General features: G+C 52.9%; 17 protein-coding genes, 2 tRNA genes and 1 pseudogene. 11 read left to right on the top strand and 9 right to left on the bottom strand.

Going from position 1 to position 17,428, the window contains the following annotated elements:
- Positions 1 to 22: 22 nt before the first annotated feature.
- Positions 23 to 3,283 carry an AAA family ATPase gene (locus tag M6D81_RS12470; RefSeq protein ID WP_262677228.1) on the top strand — a complete coding sequence of 1,087 codons (3,261 nt, stop codon included), beginning with the start codon at positions 23 to 25 and terminating at the stop codon, positions 3,281 to 3,283.
- Here the strand turns inward: M6D81_RS12470 and M6D81_RS12465 are convergent.
- Positions 3,249 to 4,295 carry a YkvI family membrane protein gene (locus tag M6D81_RS12465; RefSeq protein ID WP_262677227.1) on the bottom strand — a complete coding sequence of 349 codons (1,047 nt, stop codon included), beginning with the start codon at positions 4,293 to 4,295 and terminating at the stop codon, positions 3,249 to 3,251. The two genes, M6D81_RS12470 and M6D81_RS12465, sit on opposite strands and share 35 nt — an antisense overlap.
- 191 nt (positions 4,296 to 4,486) lie before the next feature.
- A complete protein-coding gene (locus tag M6D81_RS12460) occupies positions 4,487 to 5,200 on the bottom strand; it encodes a hypothetical protein (protein WP_262677226.1) in 714 nt (237 codons plus the stop codon).
- Between the two features lie 144 nt (positions 5,201 to 5,344).
- Between M6D81_RS12460 and M6D81_RS12455 the strand changes: the two genes are divergently transcribed.
- The 6 genes and pseudogenes from M6D81_RS12455 to M6D81_RS12430 all read left to right on the top strand — a co-directional run bounded on the left by M6D81_RS12455 (position 5,345) and on the right by M6D81_RS12430 (position 8,681).
- A complete protein-coding gene (locus tag M6D81_RS12455; protein ID WP_262677225.1) occupies positions 5,345 to 5,914 on the top strand; it encodes a xanthine phosphoribosyltransferase in 570 nt (189 codons plus the stop codon).
- An 82-nt stretch (positions 5,915 to 5,996) separates the two neighbouring features.
- Positions 5,997 to 6,317 (top strand): hypothetical protein, encoded by a 321-nt coding sequence (locus M6D81_RS12450; protein ID WP_262677224.1) that lies wholly within the window; start codon positions 5,997 to 5,999, stop codon positions 6,315 to 6,317.
- Between the two features lie 100 nt (positions 6,318 to 6,417).
- Positions 6,418 to 6,648 (top strand): hypothetical protein, encoded by a 231-nt coding sequence (locus M6D81_RS12445; RefSeq protein WP_262677223.1) that lies wholly within the window; start codon positions 6,418 to 6,420, stop codon positions 6,646 to 6,648.
- Between the two features lie 27 nt (positions 6,649 to 6,675).
- Positions 6,676 to 6,820 (top strand): annotated as a pseudogene (locus tag M6D81_RS12440) (TFIIB-type zinc ribbon-containing protein); the annotation flags it as partial.
- Between the two features lie 722 nt (positions 6,821 to 7,542).
- Positions 7,543 to 8,052, top strand: a complete 510-nt coding sequence (locus tag M6D81_RS12435; protein ID WP_262677222.1) for a DMT family transporter — start codon at positions 7,543 to 7,545, stop codon at positions 8,050 to 8,052.
- A gap of 281 nt (positions 8,053 to 8,333) precedes the next feature.
- A complete protein-coding gene (locus M6D81_RS12430; RefSeq protein ID WP_262677221.1) occupies positions 8,334 to 8,681 on the top strand; it encodes a nitroreductase family protein in 348 nt (115 codons plus the stop codon).
- Positions 8,682 to 8,746: 65 nt separating this feature from the next.
- On the opposite strand, the gene M6D81_RS12425 is transcribed toward M6D81_RS12430, so the two are convergent.
- Positions 8,747 to 8,833: transfer RNA gene (locus M6D81_RS12425), tRNA-Leu, on the bottom strand.
- Between the two features lie 112 nt (positions 8,834 to 8,945).
- Complete coding sequence (locus M6D81_RS12420) at positions 8,946 to 10,337, bottom strand: cytochrome P450 (RefSeq protein WP_262677220.1); 1,392 nt, start codon at positions 10,335 to 10,337, stop codon at positions 8,946 to 8,948.
- 153 nt (positions 10,338 to 10,490) lie between these two features.
- Between M6D81_RS12420 and M6D81_RS12415 the strand changes: the two genes are divergently transcribed.
- Positions 10,491 to 11,087, top strand: coding sequence for a TetR/AcrR family transcriptional regulator (locus M6D81_RS12415; RefSeq protein ID WP_262677219.1), 597 nt, complete (start codon positions 10,491 to 10,493; stop codon positions 11,085 to 11,087).
- A gap of 93 nt (positions 11,088 to 11,180) precedes the next feature.
- Positions 11,181 to 11,267 (top strand) — tRNA-Leu (locus M6D81_RS12410).
- Between the two features lie 184 nt (positions 11,268 to 11,451).
- Here the strand turns inward: M6D81_RS12410 and M6D81_RS31810 are convergent.
- Complete coding sequence (locus M6D81_RS31810; protein WP_410795730.1) at positions 11,452 to 11,523, bottom strand: YvbH-like oligomerization domain-containing protein; 72 nt, start codon at positions 11,521 to 11,523, stop codon at positions 11,452 to 11,454.
- A 96-nt stretch (positions 11,524 to 11,619) separates the two neighbouring features.
- Between M6D81_RS31810 and M6D81_RS12405 the strand changes: the two genes are divergently transcribed.
- A complete protein-coding gene (locus M6D81_RS12405; protein WP_262677218.1) occupies positions 11,620 to 12,450 on the top strand; it encodes a divergent polysaccharide deacetylase family protein in 831 nt (276 codons plus the stop codon).
- Here the strand turns inward: M6D81_RS12405 and M6D81_RS12400 are convergent.
- Complete coding sequence (locus M6D81_RS12400) at positions 12,415 to 13,146, bottom strand: N-acetylmuramoyl-L-alanine amidase (RefSeq protein ID WP_262677217.1); 732 nt, start codon at positions 13,144 to 13,146, stop codon at positions 12,415 to 12,417. The two genes, M6D81_RS12405 and M6D81_RS12400, sit on opposite strands and share 36 nt — an antisense overlap.
- Positions 13,147 to 13,290: 144 nt before the next feature.
- Here M6D81_RS12400 and M6D81_RS12395 point away from each other — a divergent pair, with 144 nt between their 5' ends.
- Positions 13,291 to 13,476 carry a YqzE family protein gene (locus tag M6D81_RS12395; protein ID WP_262677216.1) on the top strand — a complete coding sequence of 62 codons (186 nt, stop codon included), beginning with the start codon at positions 13,291 to 13,293 and terminating at the stop codon, positions 13,474 to 13,476.
- Here M6D81_RS12395 and M6D81_RS12390 read toward each other — a convergent pair.
- The 3 genes from M6D81_RS12390 to M6D81_RS12380 form a co-directional block, all read right to left on the bottom strand.
- Complete coding sequence (locus tag M6D81_RS12390; RefSeq protein ID WP_262677215.1) at positions 13,461 to 14,360, bottom strand: hypothetical protein; 900 nt, start codon at positions 14,358 to 14,360, stop codon at positions 13,461 to 13,463. The genes M6D81_RS12395 and M6D81_RS12390 overlap by 16 nt on opposite strands.
- Before the next feature lie 112 nt (positions 14,361 to 14,472).
- Positions 14,473 to 15,417 carry a YqhG family protein gene (locus M6D81_RS12385; RefSeq protein WP_262677214.1) on the bottom strand — a complete coding sequence of 315 codons (945 nt, stop codon included), beginning with the start codon at positions 15,415 to 15,417 and terminating at the stop codon, positions 14,473 to 14,475.
- Positions 15,414 to 17,237 carry a DEAD/DEAH box helicase gene (locus M6D81_RS12380; RefSeq protein ID WP_262677213.1) on the bottom strand — a complete coding sequence of 608 codons (1,824 nt, stop codon included), beginning with the start codon at positions 17,235 to 17,237 and terminating at the stop codon, positions 15,414 to 15,416. Before M6D81_RS12380 ends, M6D81_RS12385 begins: the two co-directional genes overlap by 4 nt.
- Positions 17,238 to 17,428 lie beyond the last annotated feature (191 nt).

Below are 17,428 nucleotides of genomic sequence, written 5' to 3'. Positions count from 1 at the left end.
TGGATGGAACAGGAGGATGCGGATGAGGATAGTATCAGCGGAAGTAGACGGATTCGGATCGATGACTGGACAAGCGCTGGATACGGATGGCTCCGTCGTCATCGTGTACGGTCCCAATGAAGCCGGCAAGAGCACGCTATATCACTTTATTCGAACGATGCTGTACGGATTCCCGCGGCGCTCCGTTCCGGAATGGCATGAGCCGCTGTATGGCGGGCGTCATGGGGGCAGGCTGAGGTTCCGGGATGCGAACGGAGCCATATTCGTCGTGGAGCGGCATAGCGACAAGCGAGGAGGACTGCCTTATATCCGTTGTGTCAGCGAGCCGACGGATGGGCAGGCAGCTGCTCAGGGACGCTGGATGGTAGACCAGAAGGAATGGGAGCGGACATATCTGGGGAGCGTGAATGAACGGCTGTACCGTCAGCAGTTCGCAATTACGCTGACTGAGCTGCAGAATGTACATGCGCTGTCCGGCGAAGAGCTGGGCCAATACCTGTATCAAGCCGGATGGGGAGGAGGCAACGAGATCGAATCTGGGCTGAAGCGGCTCCGAGGAGAGCGGGAGCTGTTGTTCAAGCCGCGCGGCACGACGCAGCGCATGACCGCCGAAGCGCGTCAACTGGAGCAGCTTCGCGCAGAATTGCGTGCCGGCGGCAACGCGATCGACCGCTATAACGAGCTGACGGGCGAGAGCATGCGGGTACAAGCGAGGCTGGAGGAGCTTCAGACCGCTATACCATCGGCCGAGCGCGAGCTTAAGCTGGCTGCCAGAGCGTGTGCTGGTCATTCGCTATGGCTGGGGTGCCGGAGGCTGGAGGAAGAGCGGGGACAGCTGGCAGCGGCAGGACGCTTGCCCGAAGGAGCAGCCGGCAGCTGGAAGGAGCTGCAGAACGGGTGGAATGAGGTCTGCGAATCGGCCTTCCGGCTGGAGCGCGAAGCGGAGTGGCTGCAGCATAAGCGCAACGGCTTGATCATTGACGAGAGACTGCTTGCGGCTGAAGAAGAAGCTGCCGCCCTGCTGCTGGGCGCGGAGCGCATGTCGATGCTGCGCGTCCACAGGACGGAATGGCAGGCGGAGCTGCAGGGGCTGGATGAGACGATCGCTTCGCTCATGCTCGGCATCTCGACGGAGTGGACGGAACGGCAGCTGCGTGAGCTGCACGTATCCATCGGCGATCGGGATGACGTGCGTTCCCGAAGAGAGTGGCAGCATAACATGCAGCTGGAGGAAGAAAGGCTTGGCGCTGAAGTGCGGTCTTACGGGGAACAGGCTATTGAAGCGGAAGAAGAGCTGGAACAGGCAAGCCGACTGTTGAACCGCGCGAAGGAGCGGTGTGAAGCGATGATAGAGGGCGAGGCGCGTCTGCTGCCGCTGAACGAAGAGCAGCTTCGCCTTGCTTGGCATGGGCTGGAAGAAGCGATTCGCGAGTACGAACTGGATGTCGTCAGGAGTGGAAGCCTTCATCGCGAAGCCGGCGAGCAAGGGAAGGCCGACTCCGGGAAGCTGCGTCTGCCGCTATGGGGTGGAGCGGCAGCATCGGCAGCGGCGGTCGGGGCTGCCGCTTCCTCCACTGCCGGATTGGGAGGGGAATGGACGGTGCTTGTCGCCATTATTGCCGGCGTAATCTCCCTTGCCTTGTTGGCGCTGGCCGGTCGGTCGTCGGGCCGCGGAAGGCGGCATTCGTCTCCTGCTTACCCCTCCCGTGGCCGGGTGCGGAGCCGCAGCGGACATAACGACAGCGGCAGACAATCGACTGAGCAGGACGCGCTAGAGGCCGCGTTGAAGGCGATCGTACGCCATCCCGATACCGTCGTCTTCGGGCTGGAGAAGTCGGCCGATCGCGCCGATGCCCTCTCCCGCATTCGGACGGCTCTGCAGAGTGCCGTTCGGTCGCGCATGGAAGCGCTGCAGGAGCATCAATTGCAGCAAGGGCGCTGCGAAGAGCTCGAAGCGCGACGGACACGCATTCGAAGAATGCTGTCTGTGCGGCGGGAGGAGCTTCAGGCGCTGCAGACGAAGAGAGAGAGTGCCGATGCGGAGTGGAAGCGCTGGCTCGCCGATCACAGCTTGCCATCGTCACTCACCCCGACAGCCGCACTGGAAGCGTTCGAGCTGACGGAACGAGCCATGCAGCAGCTGCGACATTATGACCGCCTGGAAGCGAAGCTGGCCCAGGCCGATGAGGAACTGCGCGCATACCAGCATAAGGCGGAACGGATATGCTCGTTGTCGGAGCAAGCCCGGAAGCAGCTTGATACGGATGGGATCGTGGCGCTGCGCGTGCTGAAGAGTGAGATCGAAGCGCATGGAGTGGCACGGAAGCAGGCGTATGCCTGGCAAGGGGAGGAGCAGCGGCTGCGTATGGAGCTGTCCGCTCTGGATGCGCGCAAGGAAGAGATTCGCGCCGACAAGGAAGCGATCATGAAGAGTGCGGCTGTAGACGGTGAAGAGGCTTATGCCGTCCTGCTGGAGCGGCAGGAGCGTCTGTGGCAGCTTGACGGGGAGTATGACGCGCTCAAGCTGGAGCTGACTGCAGGCCTCCCCGAGCAGCGATTCGCGGAGCTTCAGCAATTATGGCTTCAGCATGACAAGGATTCGTTAGCGGACCTCCGAGAGGATGCTCGCCTGCGAGTGGAGTCGCTGCAGAGGGAGGAGAAGGGGTTGCACGAAGCAAGCGGGCGGCTGCAGCAAGAGATCCATGGGCTCGGCTTGGCGGATCGCAGCGAGCTGCAGACTCGCCTCAGCATGTCGCAAGCGAGGCTGGATGCAGATGCGGAACGATACGCCATACTGGCGCTCGGCATCGCGCTTATTGAAGGAACCAAGTCCATCTACGAGGAAGAGCGGCAGCCGTCCGTCCTCAGACGAGCCTCCAGCTATATGGCGGAGCTGACAGAGGGGCGATATCGAACGGTTATGCTCCCTGTGGAGGGCAACGGGCTTGTGCTAGTCGGCGAAGACCAGAGAGAGATCCCGAGCGATGCGCTAAGCAGAGGAACGGCTGAGCAGCTCTATCTGGCGATGAGGCTGGCGCTGCTGCAGGAGAGCGCGAAGCATGGCCGGCTGCCGCTGCTGCTTGACGATCCCTTCGTCAACTTCGATCGTGCGAGGATGAGGGCGGCGGCAAGATTGATGGACGGCTTGTCGGCGGACAGACAGATCATATTGTTCACTTGTCACGAGCATGTGCGCGATGAGTGGCTGAGCGTGTGCAAGGGAGCGAGGCTTGTGGAGCGGCAGGCGATCAGGCGCGGGGATGCGCTATCCGCTTGCGAATGATAAGGATGAGCCAGCCCATGCTGATAAGGCCGAACATGGGATACAACGTCGACAGCAGCGGCCCGAATCCGATCTGGCTGGCGAAGTAGCAGATGACGAGAATGCCGAAGGTGATCCACTGCTGCGACAGTTTCATTCTCTCCTGCAGTTGCAGCGTCAAGCCGTATATATCGGCGAGCAGCGTCGTGAAGATTTCCGAGAAGATCAGGAAGATATAGATTAGCTGGATGTAGTAGCCAAGTTGCTTCGCAATGCCGCCCATTGGAATGGAATATTGCTGAATGCCGGGCATATGGAGAGATAATGCAATATGGCCGGCCAGCAGCATGAAGCCGATGCCGATTCCTCCGACCCAGGAGCCTAGCGCAATCGTTCTGCGATCCTTGATTTTCGCGCCAAGCGGTACCAGCACTGCTTGTGCCAGCGATAAGTTGAAGGCGGTATACAGGAATGGCGACGCCCAAGCCGCCCACGGGGAATGATCTGTAGCCAACGTAAGAAATCTGCCCGAGCCCGGTCTCTGATAGGTGTCGATCATGACGATGACGGTGAACAGGAGCATCACGGGAACGACGATTGCATTGACAGCAAGAATCGCCTTCATTCCTTTTCGCAGCAGCAGGAAGCTGGCGGCAATCGTAAGCAATAACCCGATTTGGTACGGGATACCCCAATGCTCATAGAATATCGTACCGGCCCCGGCCAGCATGACGGCCGTGACGCCAAGCAGGATGACAAGCATGAAATAGCTGATGATCGTACCGTAACGGACGCCGAACAGGGCAATGTTCAGATCTTCATAGGATTTTGCCCTTATTTCGCTGGCAATGATCATCATTTTGCTGCCTAGCCATATGAACAGGAAGGTGGAAAGGGCGATCGTCAAGGAGGCCCAATAACCGAATCGCGTGAAAAACTGTAAAATTTCTTGTCCCGTCGCAAAACCTGCGCCAACGATCGTACCCATATATGTCGAGGCGATCTGCAATACTTTCCATGTCCGATTCTCCATAGCTTGCTTCCTCCGTTCGAACTGGGCTTCTATATAGAAGGTATGTACAAGCATATGGAGGCATGACTAAAAAACGCAAATCGAAGCTATCCTCTTCGACAATGGGCTTTCAGAACAATTAAAAAAGACAGCCTGAAGAGAAAAACTTCTCTACTGACTGTCTATTGTATGAAAGGTCTGGCGTAGACCGATTAGCTGACCGCGAACAGCTTCATGGACACGACTTCATTGTTTTTGGGATCGATGTCAAGCTTCAGCATGGCGCCGCTTCCTTCATAAGCAAGCTGATAGTCGGTATGCTTGTCTGGCTTGCCGAGCTGTTCCAGCGCCTTCTCCGATTTGACTCCTACCTTCACGTCCATAAGTCCCGGCTGAATGCTGCTGTCGTACACTTCCACGAATTGCACCATTCCATTGTCGTCGAAGCCGACAGAGAATCCGTCGTACTCCAGGATATGAATCTTACCGGATTTCTCCTCCAGCGAGTAGCTGTCCTTCTCTTGTCCGTACTGATCCACGACGGTTTCATTGCTGTCTCCGATGGATATGCCATGCAACTTGGGCAGCTCCGAGTTCCAGCTGTCCGGTTTGTCGTTCTCTTTGGATTTCTCCAGACTGGTACTGCCGTTTTTGGCCGATGAGGCCTCCAGATCCGTCTCCGATTCTGTGGCTTGCTCCTTGATATTCCCCGCGTTCGCGACTACAGTGGAATCATTCAAATATGTATTTTGAGGACCGTTTTTCGTTGCATCCCGCTGCTCGTCCTTGACATTGGCATTATCGTTATGATTACTGTCGACATTCGTTTGATCCGTTATTTGGCAGCCCGACAACAGTATGACCAGAGCGGATGCGGCGACCCATTGCGTCATGCGGGTGCTGTTGTTTCCCTTTTTTCTCTTCATCCTATTGCCTCCAATATGATGTTCTATACTATTAAACGCAGCAAGAGCGGATAAGGTTGCTTTTTTTTCGGAAGGATATGTTGAAAAATATGATGGTTTTCATTAATATGTAACGAAAAGGTATTTTGGCGGAGGTCATGTAGGATGGAAAAATTAAAGCAGCGTATTATGGATGAATCGTCCGTGCTTTCCAACGATGTATTGCGCATGGATGCGATTATTAACCATCAGGTTGATCCTGCGCTTACGATGGAAATGGGTCATGAGTTCGCCAAAAGATATGCAGAAGACGGGATTACCAAGGTTGTTACTGTAGAATCGTCCGGCATACCGGCGGCGTTCACGACAGCATATGTGCTGGGAGTGCCACTCGTATTCGCAAGACGCAAAAAAACGCTGATCGCCGATCCTGACGTTTATTGTGAAAGAGTACCTTCCTTCACAAAGGGGATGGTCACCGATATTATGATATCCAAGCAGTTTTTGTCTGCGGATGATCGCATCCTGTTCATAGACGATATCATCGCCAACGGAGACGCTGCGCGAGGATTAATTCGAATTATCGAGCGCTCTGGCGCAACGCTGGCGGGAATGGGCATCGTCGTGGAGAAAGCGTTCCAGGCAGGAGGCAGGTTATTGCGTGAACAGGGCATCCGTGTTGAGTCGCTTGTGCAGATCGCTTCCCTGGACAATGGAGAGATTACGTTCCAGTAAGAAGTACCAGAGCGACTTCCCTTTCCCGAAGGAACAATATCGCATATAATGGTAATGAAGTGATTGAGGGGAGGCAGGAACAATGGGAACGATGTCCGCGGATTTTTTGAATGGAAAACTTGCCGATGCCAAAACTCATTTCGAGCGAGCGCTGGATTGCAAGCATACGGAATTTGATGATTTGTATCCCTATATGGTAGAGCATCCTCAGTTTTTCTGGTACAAACGATATGTGGCTTGGTCTGAGTTGCTTACCATTGTGAAGCTTTGCGAGGAGCTGTCCGTTGAATGGAAGAAGCAGTTCACCGACAAGCAAAGTGATTATATTGCGAAGCGTGTCATGTCCTCGCGCGTATTGGACGAGTGGTTCGAGAAGAACGACTCCAGAGAGCATGTCGGCTAACTTGCGACAGCGTCGATTGCAACGGGCGGGTCTCAATGAACAGCACAGTCTTTCATTGAGGCCCTTCTTCATAAGGATGTACATATTGGAGGTTGGGAAGATGGCGGTATCCGAGCAGCAGCTGGATGCTTACCGGCAGAGCGGCGAGAAGGTGCGGGTCGTGCGGGACGAGATAGAGGGCAACGATGTCTTTGGCGTCGTCGTGGCATGGGACGATTCCACGGTTATGCTGCGCAAACCGAGCCGCAGAGTCGTCAAGCTGAGTCGTTCTTACTATTATATGTCTGCAGCACAGGATAGAGTGATTCCTGACGGGCAGTTCCCGTCGTAAGCAGCAATATAAAGGAGTGTGAATGGGATGAAATGTCCAGTATGTAACGATGTGCGAATGAGAGAAGTGGAGAAGGATAACGTGCTGATCGATGTATGTCCCGATTGCAAGGGGGTGTGGCTAGATCGCGGCGAGCTGGAGAAGCTGCTGCAGGGAGTTCATGAAGTGCGGCAGGAATATGAGCGCATGGAGCAGCAAATGCATGTTGGTTCAACTGACGGCAGGGGAGACCAGCCTTCGCAGCCGGCACCGCCTGCAGGAGCGTCGCAGTCGCCGACAGCGGGGGGATATCCGTCATCCGGCGGATACGGCGGACAGTACAATCAGCAGCCGCAGGGCGGCTTCGGCGGAGGGCCAGCTGGCGCTCAGGGATATCCGAGCGCGCCGCCTCCGCAAAGCGGTTATCCCGGCCCGGGACAATATGGCCAACAGCAAGGCTACGGATATGGCCACGGACAAAGTAAGTACGGGTACGACAAGTACGGCCGTCCATACAAGAAGAAGAAAACGGTGCTCGACGTATTCGGCGATTTGTTCGACTGAAATGAATAAAACTTTCTCAAGAGACGAACGACTCCTGAGAAAGTTTTTTTTGATGATATGCGTTTATAAAATTCGAGTTGAATCCCCATAGCAAGTGGATAGACTCGTGCGAGCCGAACTAGTGTAGGAACGCTACACTGGAGCGCCGAAAACGGGCATACGAACCGGAACGGAGTAGTAAAAGGGCGCCGTCAGGCGTTTCTCTTGTAATGAATATCGCGTCGCTCAGATTAACTGTATCGATACAATTGTGACAATGCTGCGTTGCAGCGATTCCCTCTTTGTCATACCATTACATACGTCGAATCGATTCATGACAACATTGTTGGCCATTCACGAGGGGGAGTAAAGTTGAACAATCAATTGAAGTTGGCTTACGGCGCAGCTGTTCTCAAAGCTACGATTTTTCTGCTTTTTTTATCATGCGTTGCTTTTTCCGGATACAGCGTGCGGGCCAAGTCACTGCTAAGGAATTACAGTCCGCTGGAAATTACCTACTTGATGATGGGGATCGGATTCCTGGCATTTCTTGTCGCTTCATTAAGCAACCATACGCTGAACGGCACGTTAGGCACATTGGCTGCTCCGCTAACAAACGGGACCTTTCTTATGTCTATTCTGTACTTGGGTGTGCTGTCGTCGCTCATTACCGCTTATCTATTCAACTTCAGTCTGTCGAAGATAGAAGCGTCAAAAAACAGCGTTTTTACGAATTTATCGACGGTCGTGTCCATTGCGGCCGGTGCAATCTTCCTGGGTAAAGCCATCACGTTTCATGCGGTCATCGGCGCCGCGCTTATTATAACGGGCGTGGTTGGCACGAATGTTTGGGGCGCAGGCGAGTCAAGTCTGGAATTATGAAGAAAGAGTGCGAACGAGCCAGCTTAGTGTATGCCACATACACTGGAGCGCCGAAAAGGTACGAGCGAGCTGAAATAGTGTAGGTGACATACACTGGAGCACCGAAAAGGTGCGGACAAGCCAGCCTAGTGTATGCCGCATACACTGGAGCGCCGAAAAGGTACGAGCGAGCTGAAATAGTGTAGGTGACATACACTGGAGCGCCGAAAAGGTGCGGACAAGTCTGCTTAGTGTATGCCGCATACACTGGAGCGCCGAAAAGGTGCGGACAAGCCTGCTTAGTGTATGCCGCATACACTGGAGCGCCGAAGTCGCATAAGCTAAGCGAAAGCGAAATACTGGAGCTGCTGACAATTGCGTCAACTGCGCCGTCGGCATGGAACCTCCAGTATTGGAAGTACGTGGTCATCTCCACTCAAGCGGCCAAAGAGAAGCTGCTGCCCATCGCAAATAACCAAAGGCAAGTTGTCGAGGCTTCCGCAGTGATAGCCGTGCTCGGAGACTTTCAGGCCAACTTAAATGCGGAAGACATCTTCGCGCCGGCTGTAGCCTCCGGCCACCTGCCCGAGAAAGTGAAGAATGGGTTCGTCGAACAGATCGAAGCTCAATACGTCTGGGAAAGCTTCTAGCCATTTTTCACACCATCAAGAAATGAAAGAAACCCTTCCAGCCGGAAGGGTTTAATAATTAAGTATGGTGCGGTCGAGAGGACTCGAACCTCCACGTCATTGCTGACACTAGAACCTGAATCTAGCGCGTCTGCCAATTCCGCCACGACCGCATGCCGTTTTATCGGACAAGAAATAATATACCATGCAAGGATAAGGTAGGTCAACTGTTTTGTCACATGTTTTTTTGTAGCTTTCATTTCTACCCATCCGCTTCCGTTCGCATCAGTTGAGATCAATCATCTGACGAATGGTTCCCCGTACAGGGCTGCGTTCAATTGCACTGCTTGGCGGCAAGAGCCTGACAGGCATGCCATGGACGGGGCGCATCTGTATGTTCGGCGTAATTTTTGCATGAGGGACGACAGAGAATCGATAATGCTGCAGGAGCACGGCCAGCACCAGCTTCATCTCCTGCATGGCGAAGTTCCACCCGATGCACATGTGCATCCCGGCGCTGAAGGGAAGAAATTCATATGGCGTAGGTTTGATTGTCTGCCATCGTTCCGGTCGGAATCGGTCCGGTTCACGATACAGGTCCGGGATTCGGTGGGTGATCATTTGACTGAAAAACACATTCGTATTTTCGGGGATGTCATATGTTCCTAACGCGCATGGAGCTGCGGTTCTTCTAGTCCCAATGCCGGCAGGGGGGAGCAGGCGCAAGCTTTCCTTCACTACGCCTTCCAATACGGGAAGCTTCATCACCTTTGCCAACGTTGTTACGTCACCCCCTAACGCCCCTTCCAATTCTTCTGTCAGTTGATATAATGTCTCGGGATGCTGACTCAATAGGAACAGGGACCAGGTTAATGCATTCGCTGTCGTCTCGTGCCCTGCGACGAATAAGGTGAAGGAGTGACCGATTAGTTCGGCTTCGGTCAATCGGGAGCCATCTTCATCGTGTGCATGGATAAGGGTAGAGAGAACATCTGTCTCGGGGGTACGTTGCTTCTCGGCAATGATGGCACATATGTCCGCATGCAGCTCGCGTGCTAAGTGCAACGCGCGATGATAGGGGGTAAGCGGGATGTCAACGGGAGCCAGCGATGCGAGCAGCAACGATTTGGTCAGCCGAGCGATCTGGTCCCCCATCCGTTCCAAGCGCGCTTCATCATATACCCCGAAGAGGGTTTTCACGGCAATGCGCTGCGTTAATTTTTTCATTTCATGATTCAGCTCGATCTCCTCTTTATTCCGCCACTCCGCCGCCAACTGCCGGGTCAGATTAACCATGTCTGTACTGTATCGCTCGATTTGCTGCTGATGGAAGGCAGGCATCATGAGGCGCCGATGCTGCTTATGCTTCTCGCCACGCATTAATAGCAGATTATTGTAGAACATTTCTCCCATAACGGTGTCTTTTGGCAAGTTGAGCAAGCTGGTGCTCACTTCGAAAAAGTCGGGGTTGGTCAGTATTTGACGATTATAATCAGCACCGAATGCAAAAACATGGGATGGCTTGTCTCCTTGCCGCATCGCGACAACATTCCCGAATGTCTGATGCAGCCATCGTTGGTATAATAACGGTCTTCGGAAAAAATGAAACAAATTCATTCTCCAGCCTAAGGCGGATTTTGGACCCGGTATGGATTGGGAAGATGTAATAGCTTCCATGGCTTATCACTCCTTGAATGAAATGAATAAAATATATATTAAATGTTCATAACATTCATTATAAATGAGTTATGCCTCATCATCAACTATGTTTTGAATAAATGATGTTGATTATATACAGAACATTTAGTATAGTGGCGATGGGGTGAGCATATGAACGGATATCAACTGCGTACCATGAGAAAAAAACAAGCAATTATGAAGGCAGCGCTGGAGCTGTCCAATCAATATGGGGCGGATAAGATCGGCATGGCTGAAATAGCCAAGCATGCCGGTGTATCGCCAGTGACGGTCTATAATTATTTTGGGGACAAAACTACCCTTATTCGTGTAGCGGTATTGGATGTGATGGAGCGAACACTGGAGCGTTATGAGGCAATTCTGGAGCAACCGGGTTCATTTCTGTCCAAGTTTCATCAAGTATTGACGGATCGTCATGAAATATCCAATTATGCCGGATTAATCGGAGGACAAGCGGACAGTGTTTTTCAACAACTGGAGCCATATTGGCATGCCTTTTATGAGGAGAAGACGTTGCCTTTTTTCAAGAAGCTGATTGCAATGGGACAGCAGGAAGGCTGCGTCGATTCATCGCTATCCATGCAAGCGGTTATTATGTATATTCAGATGTTCAAAGAACAGCTGGCCAAACCGGGTTTTCTGGGACATGCCGATAATGTCATATACAAGGAGCTAGAGCATCTCTTCTATTACGGATTAGTTGGAGGCAAGCGAGAGCAAGATCATTAATTGAAAAGCATGGATTAAAATGCTTGACCATACTTTGGATTCGTGATATGATATTCTTCGTTGCCGCTAATTGTTGGGGCACATGCACGATATGCGGTCGTGGCGGAATTGGCAGACGCGCTAGATTCAGGTTCTAGTGTCAGCAATGACGTGGAGGTTCGAGTCCTCTCGACCGCACCACTTAATCAATGACAGGTTTTTGATCTGCTTTTTAGGCAGATCAGGAGCCTTTTTTTTGTTTTTCAACAACATGAATGCTTAATACATGTACTTAAGTTCTTGGAACTGTATAGAGAATTGGGAATACACTCCATAGAGTATCTTCATTTGCAAAAAACGCTCCTCATGGGAGCGTTGTGCACAATTATTGGTTAATATATTTATCGAACACGTCGCCGAAATTTTTCACGTGATATTCCGTATATTTTGACTCCAGCCACTGCTTTCATAATTTTAGCAATGATGGGAAATAATAATGATCGTGACACGTAAGAAGCGATGTGTCAATAATCCGGTTCTGGGATGTGATGACATGTATGCATGGTTTAGAGGGAAGAAGAAGTACATTGTAGGTGGGCTGGCTCTACACGTGGCAATCGCCTGTCTGTTCGCGGGACCGGTGAATGCAAGTCCTATGCAGGCGGCGAAGGATGAGCGTCCGCGAACGGTCGCCGTCGTCATTGACGACTTCGGGAATGGCATGACCGGAACAGAGGAGATGCTGAAGCTGCCTGTCCATTTCACCGTAGCAGTTATGCCTTTCATGCCTACGACGAAGCAGGATGCCGAAGAGGCGTACAGGCTGGGGCACGATGTCATCGTACATATGCCCATGGAGCCGAATAAGGGGAAGAAGAGCTGGCTCGGTCCCGGAGCATTGACGACGGATCTGAGTGATGAAGAAGTCCGCAAGCGGGTGGAGGAGGCAATAACGAATGTGCCTCATGCCATCGGTATGAATAATCATATGGGTTCCAAAGTAACGGCGGACGAGCGGATGATGCGGATCATACTGACGGTATGCAAGGAGCGCGGCTTGTTCTTCCTGGACAGCAGAACGACTTCCAAGACAGTCGTGCCGAAAATAGCGGAGGAGGTCGGCGTGCCTCTGCTGTCCAATGACGTCTTCCTGGATGATGTCTACACGGAGCAACATATCACGAAGCAAGTATCGCAATTGAATAAGCTTCTGCATACGAAGGCCAATTGCATAACGATCGGGCATGTAGGGCCGCCTGGGAAGAAAACGGCAGCCGTGCTGAAACAGTCGATTCCCCGCATGCAGTCCGATGCGCAATTCGTCAAGCTTTCCGATATGGTGCAAACGTTATTGGGCAACCCATTGATATTGTCTGATTCCTGACACGATTGCCTTGGCCACCTGAAGCTGACCGGCGGAACTTGTGAGCATATTGACGTCGACAGGATTGCTTATGAAGCCCATCTCAACAATGACGGCGGGTTGCTCAACCTTCTTCAGCAAGTAGAACGCATCTCCCATTATAGGAAGCTTGTTCGAATTCTGCTGCCTGTTGAGCGCATTCTGCAGACAGAAGGCAAGCAGTGCGCTTTCTCCCGTCGGCTGATGAAGTACGACGGGACCGCGAGCCGAGCGGTTTCGTCCCCAGTTAACATGCAAGCTGATGAACAGACGGCTGTCAATCTCCTCCGACAGCTGCCTCCGTTGCGTTAAGTCTTTAAAATGCCTTGAACGGCTATGATGCCAACGATTCTCAGCGCTTAGAGCATAATCACCGGTTCGATTCATGACGGCCGGAATGCCTTCGCTGCGCAGGAGGACATACAGCTTGCGTGCGATTGCAAGGTTAATGTCCTTCTCCAGTATATCGCCTTGAGAAGTTCCGCCATCTATTCCGCCATGTCCGACATCGATCAGGACGACCGGATGAGGCAGTGTCCATTGCTGCTCTGCGGCTGCCTTCTCTTCCTCTTCCAACGAGACCGTAACGGAATTGGCGTTTGCCGATGCTGTATTCATGATGAGTAAGCCGGCTGTCGTCAAGCCGATCAACAGCTTGCTTATGAATTGAAGTGACATAATTGATGCCCCCGAACGCAGGATTGAATGGAGAAGCTGCAATCATTAGCGTGGCTTATTTGGCAGTTGCTCATACATGATTAATTGCCATCCAGTTGGGGAATGCTAGTGGTAAAGCGTCGAAGGTGAAGGAGGCGGAGCGCAATGGGAGACCTGGTGAAATATTTGACGGAGCAATTCGTGCAATTCATGGAGACTCCTCATGAACAGCGCAAGCAAGCCAAAGCGTCAGCCAAGGCGACGAAAGAGCCTTGGCTGACGAAATGGTTCGGCTGGGGACCGGTCGGTATGCTGTTATGGTGGAAGAGAAAAAATCATGATGAAGAGTAAAATTGGCCCATCTTCGCGAGGTAATGGAAGGGTATGATTCTTACGGATTCCACTTCCTGATTGGAGTAAAGCTTGACATAGAGCACTTGATCTTCCCATAAATCATATCCGATGACGGACCAAACGTATTGAATCGATTCGCTGTACAGTTCAGCCGTGTATCTAATTTCCTGTTCATTGTTTTGCAAGGCTCGAAGAAGAGAGCGGGCATCGGATTCCAATGGAATTGGCGATTCGGTCAGCCATGGCATTCGATCATAAGGCTGGAATGACGGCAAATCCAACTGAGAAGTTAAGGAGGCATGAGGGATTGTTACCCCATGTCTTATTGGCATGTCCGCTTCCAGCTCGGTCGCCTTCTTCATCTCTTCCTCCGTTACGGGCAGCGGACCGCCATGTACGGGGTCGGCATACAATGGCTCCTTGCCGTGCGACCATTGCCACAGGGCAAGGAGCGGTTGAACGTATACCGATTCGGCTTTCCCGTCGGACAAAGACTCTCCCGTATATTGCTCTGCAAGAAGCAAGGAAGCGGCGTGGAAGGGGTGATATGGGCCATATCCGTACTCGCCCAGCACATATCCTCCTTCCGGATCGGCATGAATGATCATGTAGCCGACAGTATTCTCATCCTTCGTAAGCACGACGAGCCAGCTGTGGGTCCCGGGGCCAAGCGGCGATATATGCAGTGTCGCATCACGCCAGTTCTCGTATTCCGCGCCGCTGCCCGCAAGCTTGTCCGCCCATGCCCCCGCTTGCTTCTCCAGTGAAGAAGCGTCTTGCGCACTTCGCGAGCCGGATGGGAATGCAGGCTGCTGGAAGGCTAATAGCAGCAAGGCGGCCAGCATACCTGCCGCCGTTACTTTAATCCATGGCTTGGCCATATCGATCACCTCTCCATCATTTTAATGCAGCAAGCGGGAGAAGGCTGTTGCAACCTGTCGCGGATATGCCGACAAAGAGCAGCCTTTTTTTGGCGCAATCCGTCTAATGGGCTTAATGAATGCCTGGCAGATGAAATATGCCGCAGTTAATGGCGGATGCCGTCACCCGCGGCTCGAATTGCCATCTGATCTCTGCTTCGCGTTGCCGGTATTGATCGTGAATAGCTTCCTTCTTATCTTCTGCGGCATGCTCTAATAGCGGTTCGTAATAGTCGTTTACGCGCTGCAGCTCGTCCCTCAGTCGGGAAGTGGCATCTTCCGCCCAGCTATAGTCATAGGAGCGAAGCTTCCGTTCCAGCGTCTGCTCTACGACTGCCAATGCCCGATTATACGAAATACCGTTTTTGGCAATATGAATGTTGGAGGGCAGCTTCATCGTCAGCTTGCACGCTTGCAGGCGATCGTGGAAGCCTTCGACGCAATGCCCTGTCACAAGAGATACGCCGAAGCTGTGTATCTCCTCGCGCTTCCGGTCGCAAGCGAATTCTACCCGCATATTGACGCCAAGCCACGCTGTGTAGGGTGTGGACTGCAAGGGATGCCCGCTCCGCTTGTCGGGTTCCTGGAACAAGTAAACGTAGCTGCCTCCGGAGCGGGATGCCTGGAACAGCTGCTCCAGCCTCCTCGATCCGAAGTACAGATCTTCCCTGGGCATTCTCGGTTGTCCTGCGATACTTGTATGAAGAAAGCCGAAGGACCTTCCCAATGCGGCGTCTGCAGCTGCCGTAGTGGCCTCGGGCGCAGCTTCCCCGCCGGCTTCGGCCGCCTTCTCCTTCGCGTCGAACTTGCTTCTGTCGGTGACGAACAGGTAGGACATCGTCTCTGGTTCAGCTCCTACCCGATCGACGAAGCTCCAGTAATAAGGCCTGTTCGTCAGTTCCCGGTCGGCATCCGGCGACAGCTTGACCGCAAAGTGATGCGGCGACTTCTCCAGAATAGAGCAGCCGGTCGCTTCCAGATAGCGCTGAACGTATTTATGTACTTGCTTCTCGTTCATGGCCGCACCTCCACCGATACGCCAAGCTTATCCATCTTGATCATCGACCCGGAGCTTGGAGCATACGGATTGCGCTGTGTGCTGACATCGTTGCGGATCTGACTGAGCGAACTGCCGATCTGATTCAGCTCCCGGTTCAGCTCCTTGTCATTCTGCGCTTGAAGCAAGGCTTTCGCCAGTCGCTGCTCTACAGTCGCTTCTCCGCTCTCGAATCTCTCCAATATATGGTCCAACTCACCGATAACCAGCTCGAACAGATTGATTTTCTCATGGAGCAGGTTGACGATATGCTCTTCGATCGTGCCCAGCGTGCACAAATTATAGATGCGCACATCTTCCGTCTGGCCCAGCCGGTGCACCCGGCCGATACGCTGCTCTACCCGCATCGGATTCCACGGCAGATCGAAATTAATCATATGGTGACAGAATTGCAGATTGATGCCCTCGCCGCCGGCTTCCGTAGCGATCAGCACTTGAGCCCGGCCGCGGAACAGATCCATCATCCAATCCTTCTTTCCCCGGTTCATGCCGCCCCGGTAAGGGACGGCAATCATATCGTGCGAACGGAAAAATTGCAGTAAATATTCCTGGGTGGCTCGATACTCCGTGAAAATAATGACTTTTTCATTCATTTCCTTCACAAGCTGGAGCGCTTTCTCCGCTTTCGTATTGGCGGTTATACTTCGAATTTTCTCCACCAGCTCCCATATCTTGGGGCGCATCGGCGAATCTTCGGCAGACTTTTTGAACAAGTTGACAAGCGTCAGGAAGACGGCATCCCGGCTGCTGCATACTTCTCTCTGCAGCGTCACAAGCGACAGCATGCTGCTGAGATCTCCGCCGCTCTCGTCATAGCGTTCCTTGACGAAGCCGGTGACGGCGTCGTACAGCGCTTTCTCTTCGGGAGACAATGCCAGCGGAATGTTCTTCACGAATCGCTTCGTGAAGTGAATGCCGCCGTCGCCTCGCCGATTGCGGATCATGACGCCCGAGAGCGCCTCCTGCAGCTGATCCTCATTTTTGGGAAGCCGCTTGTCCACGACGAAGTTGGCGGCGAAGTCGCTCTGTCCGCCGAGCTGTCCCGGCTTCAGAAGCGTGATGAGGTTGAACAGCTCGTCGAGATCGTTCTGTATAGGCGTTGCCGTCAGCAGCAAGCAGTATTTCTTTCTGAGCAGATTGGCGAATTGGTAGTTTGTCGTCTTCTTGTTCTTCAGTTTATGCGCTTCATCGATAATGATCAGATCGTAGTCTGTGCCGAGCACCAGCTCCCGATGAGGCTCCCGCTTCGCGGTATCTATCGAAGCGACGACGACGTCGTAACCCCAGGTATGCGACTTCTTCTGAGCGACAGCCGGAATGCCGAACTTGCTGTTCAGCTCGCGCACCCATTGCAGCACCAGCGAAGCCGGAACGAGTATGAGGGCGCGCTTGACGAGACCGCGCACCATATATTCCTTCAGCACGAGGCCCGCTTCTATCGTTTTGCCAAGCCCCACCTCGTCTGCGAGAATGGCTCTTCCGCCCATTTCATGCAGCACCTTGCTCGCGGTGCTGATCTGATGGGGCATCGGCTCGAATTCAGGCAGGGTACGCAAGCATTGCAGCTCTTCGAAGCTTTCAACCCGCTTCGCTTCCTCGGCCTCCATCGCAAGCTGATAGAGCGTCCAATCATCCCATGGCCCATTGCGGGATATCCGGTTCTGCAGCTCCTCGAACCATGTCTGGTCGCACTGAAGCTCGACCAACGGGTGGAGCTTGCGCACGGCTTTGGAAGAGGCGCTTCCCGCCGATTCCTGTGCCGTCGATTGATTGATCGTCATATGTGAATGCTCCTTTGTGAACAATAGAGAATCAAGTAGTCATTAGTATGGCCTTCGTTGTAAATAATAATAAGAGAGCAGTGAAAAAAAGAGGGCAACAGGACAAAAATGATATCGTCGAAATACAGTCATAAAGATTTCTGAATTTTGCCGCAATTTATTGATTCGATCAATATATAGTGTGATATACT

The organism is Paenibacillus sp. J5C2022, from assembly GCF_025567625.1.
Lineage (GTDB): Bacteria > Bacillota > Bacilli > Paenibacillales > Paenibacillaceae > Pristimantibacillus.
The sequence above is the reverse complement of the archived record's forward strand: the minus strand, read 5'-3'. Positions and strand labels throughout refer to the sequence as shown.

Excerpts from the sequence above, each read along its gene's own strand:
- M6D81_RS12465 (WP_262677227.1), bottom strand. The coding sequence starts at position 4,295 with ATGGAGAATCGGACATGGAAAGTATTGCAGATCGCCTCGACATATATG.
- M6D81_RS12460 (WP_262677226.1), bottom strand. The coding sequence starts at position 5,200 with ATGAAGAGAAAAAAGGGAAACAACAGCACCCGCATGACGCAATGGGTC.
- M6D81_RS12415 (WP_262677219.1), top strand. The coding sequence starts at position 10,491 with ATGAACGGATATCAACTGCGTACCATGAGAAAAAAACAAGCAATTATG.
- M6D81_RS12445 (WP_262677223.1), top strand. The coding sequence starts at position 6,418 with ATGGCGGTATCCGAGCAGCAGCTGGATGCTTACCGGCAGAGCGGCGAG.
- M6D81_RS12450 (WP_262677224.1), top strand. The coding sequence starts at position 5,997 with ATGGGAACGATGTCCGCGGATTTTTTGAATGGAAAACTTGCCGATGCC.
- M6D81_RS12455 (WP_262677225.1), top strand. The coding sequence starts at position 5,345 with ATGGAAAAATTAAAGCAGCGTATTATGGATGAATCGTCCGTGCTTTCC.
- M6D81_RS12390 (WP_262677215.1), bottom strand. The coding sequence starts at position 14,360 with ATGGCCAAGCCATGGATTAAAGTAACGGCGGCAGGTATGCTGGCCGCC.
- M6D81_RS12385 (WP_262677214.1), bottom strand. The coding sequence starts at position 15,417 with ATGAACGAGAAGCAAGTACATAAATACGTTCAGCGCTATCTGGAAGCG.
- M6D81_RS12420 (WP_262677220.1), bottom strand. The coding sequence starts at position 10,337 with ATGGAAGCTATTACATCTTCCCAATCCATACCGGGTCCAAAATCCGCC.
- M6D81_RS12395 (WP_262677216.1), top strand. The coding sequence starts at position 13,291 with ATGGGAGACCTGGTGAAATATTTGACGGAGCAATTCGTGCAATTCATG.
- M6D81_RS12400 (WP_262677217.1), bottom strand. The coding sequence starts at position 13,146 with ATGTCACTTCAATTCATAAGCAAGCTGTTGATCGGCTTGACGACAGCC.
- M6D81_RS12470 (WP_262677228.1), top strand. The coding sequence starts at position 23 with ATGAGGATAGTATCAGCGGAAGTAGACGGATTCGGATCGATGACTGGA.
- M6D81_RS12380 (WP_262677213.1), bottom strand. The coding sequence starts at position 17,237 with ATGACGATCAATCAATCGACGGCACAGGAATCGGCGGGAAGCGCCTCT.
- M6D81_RS12405 (WP_262677218.1), top strand. The coding sequence starts at position 11,620 with ATGTATGCATGGTTTAGAGGGAAGAAGAAGTACATTGTAGGTGGGCTG.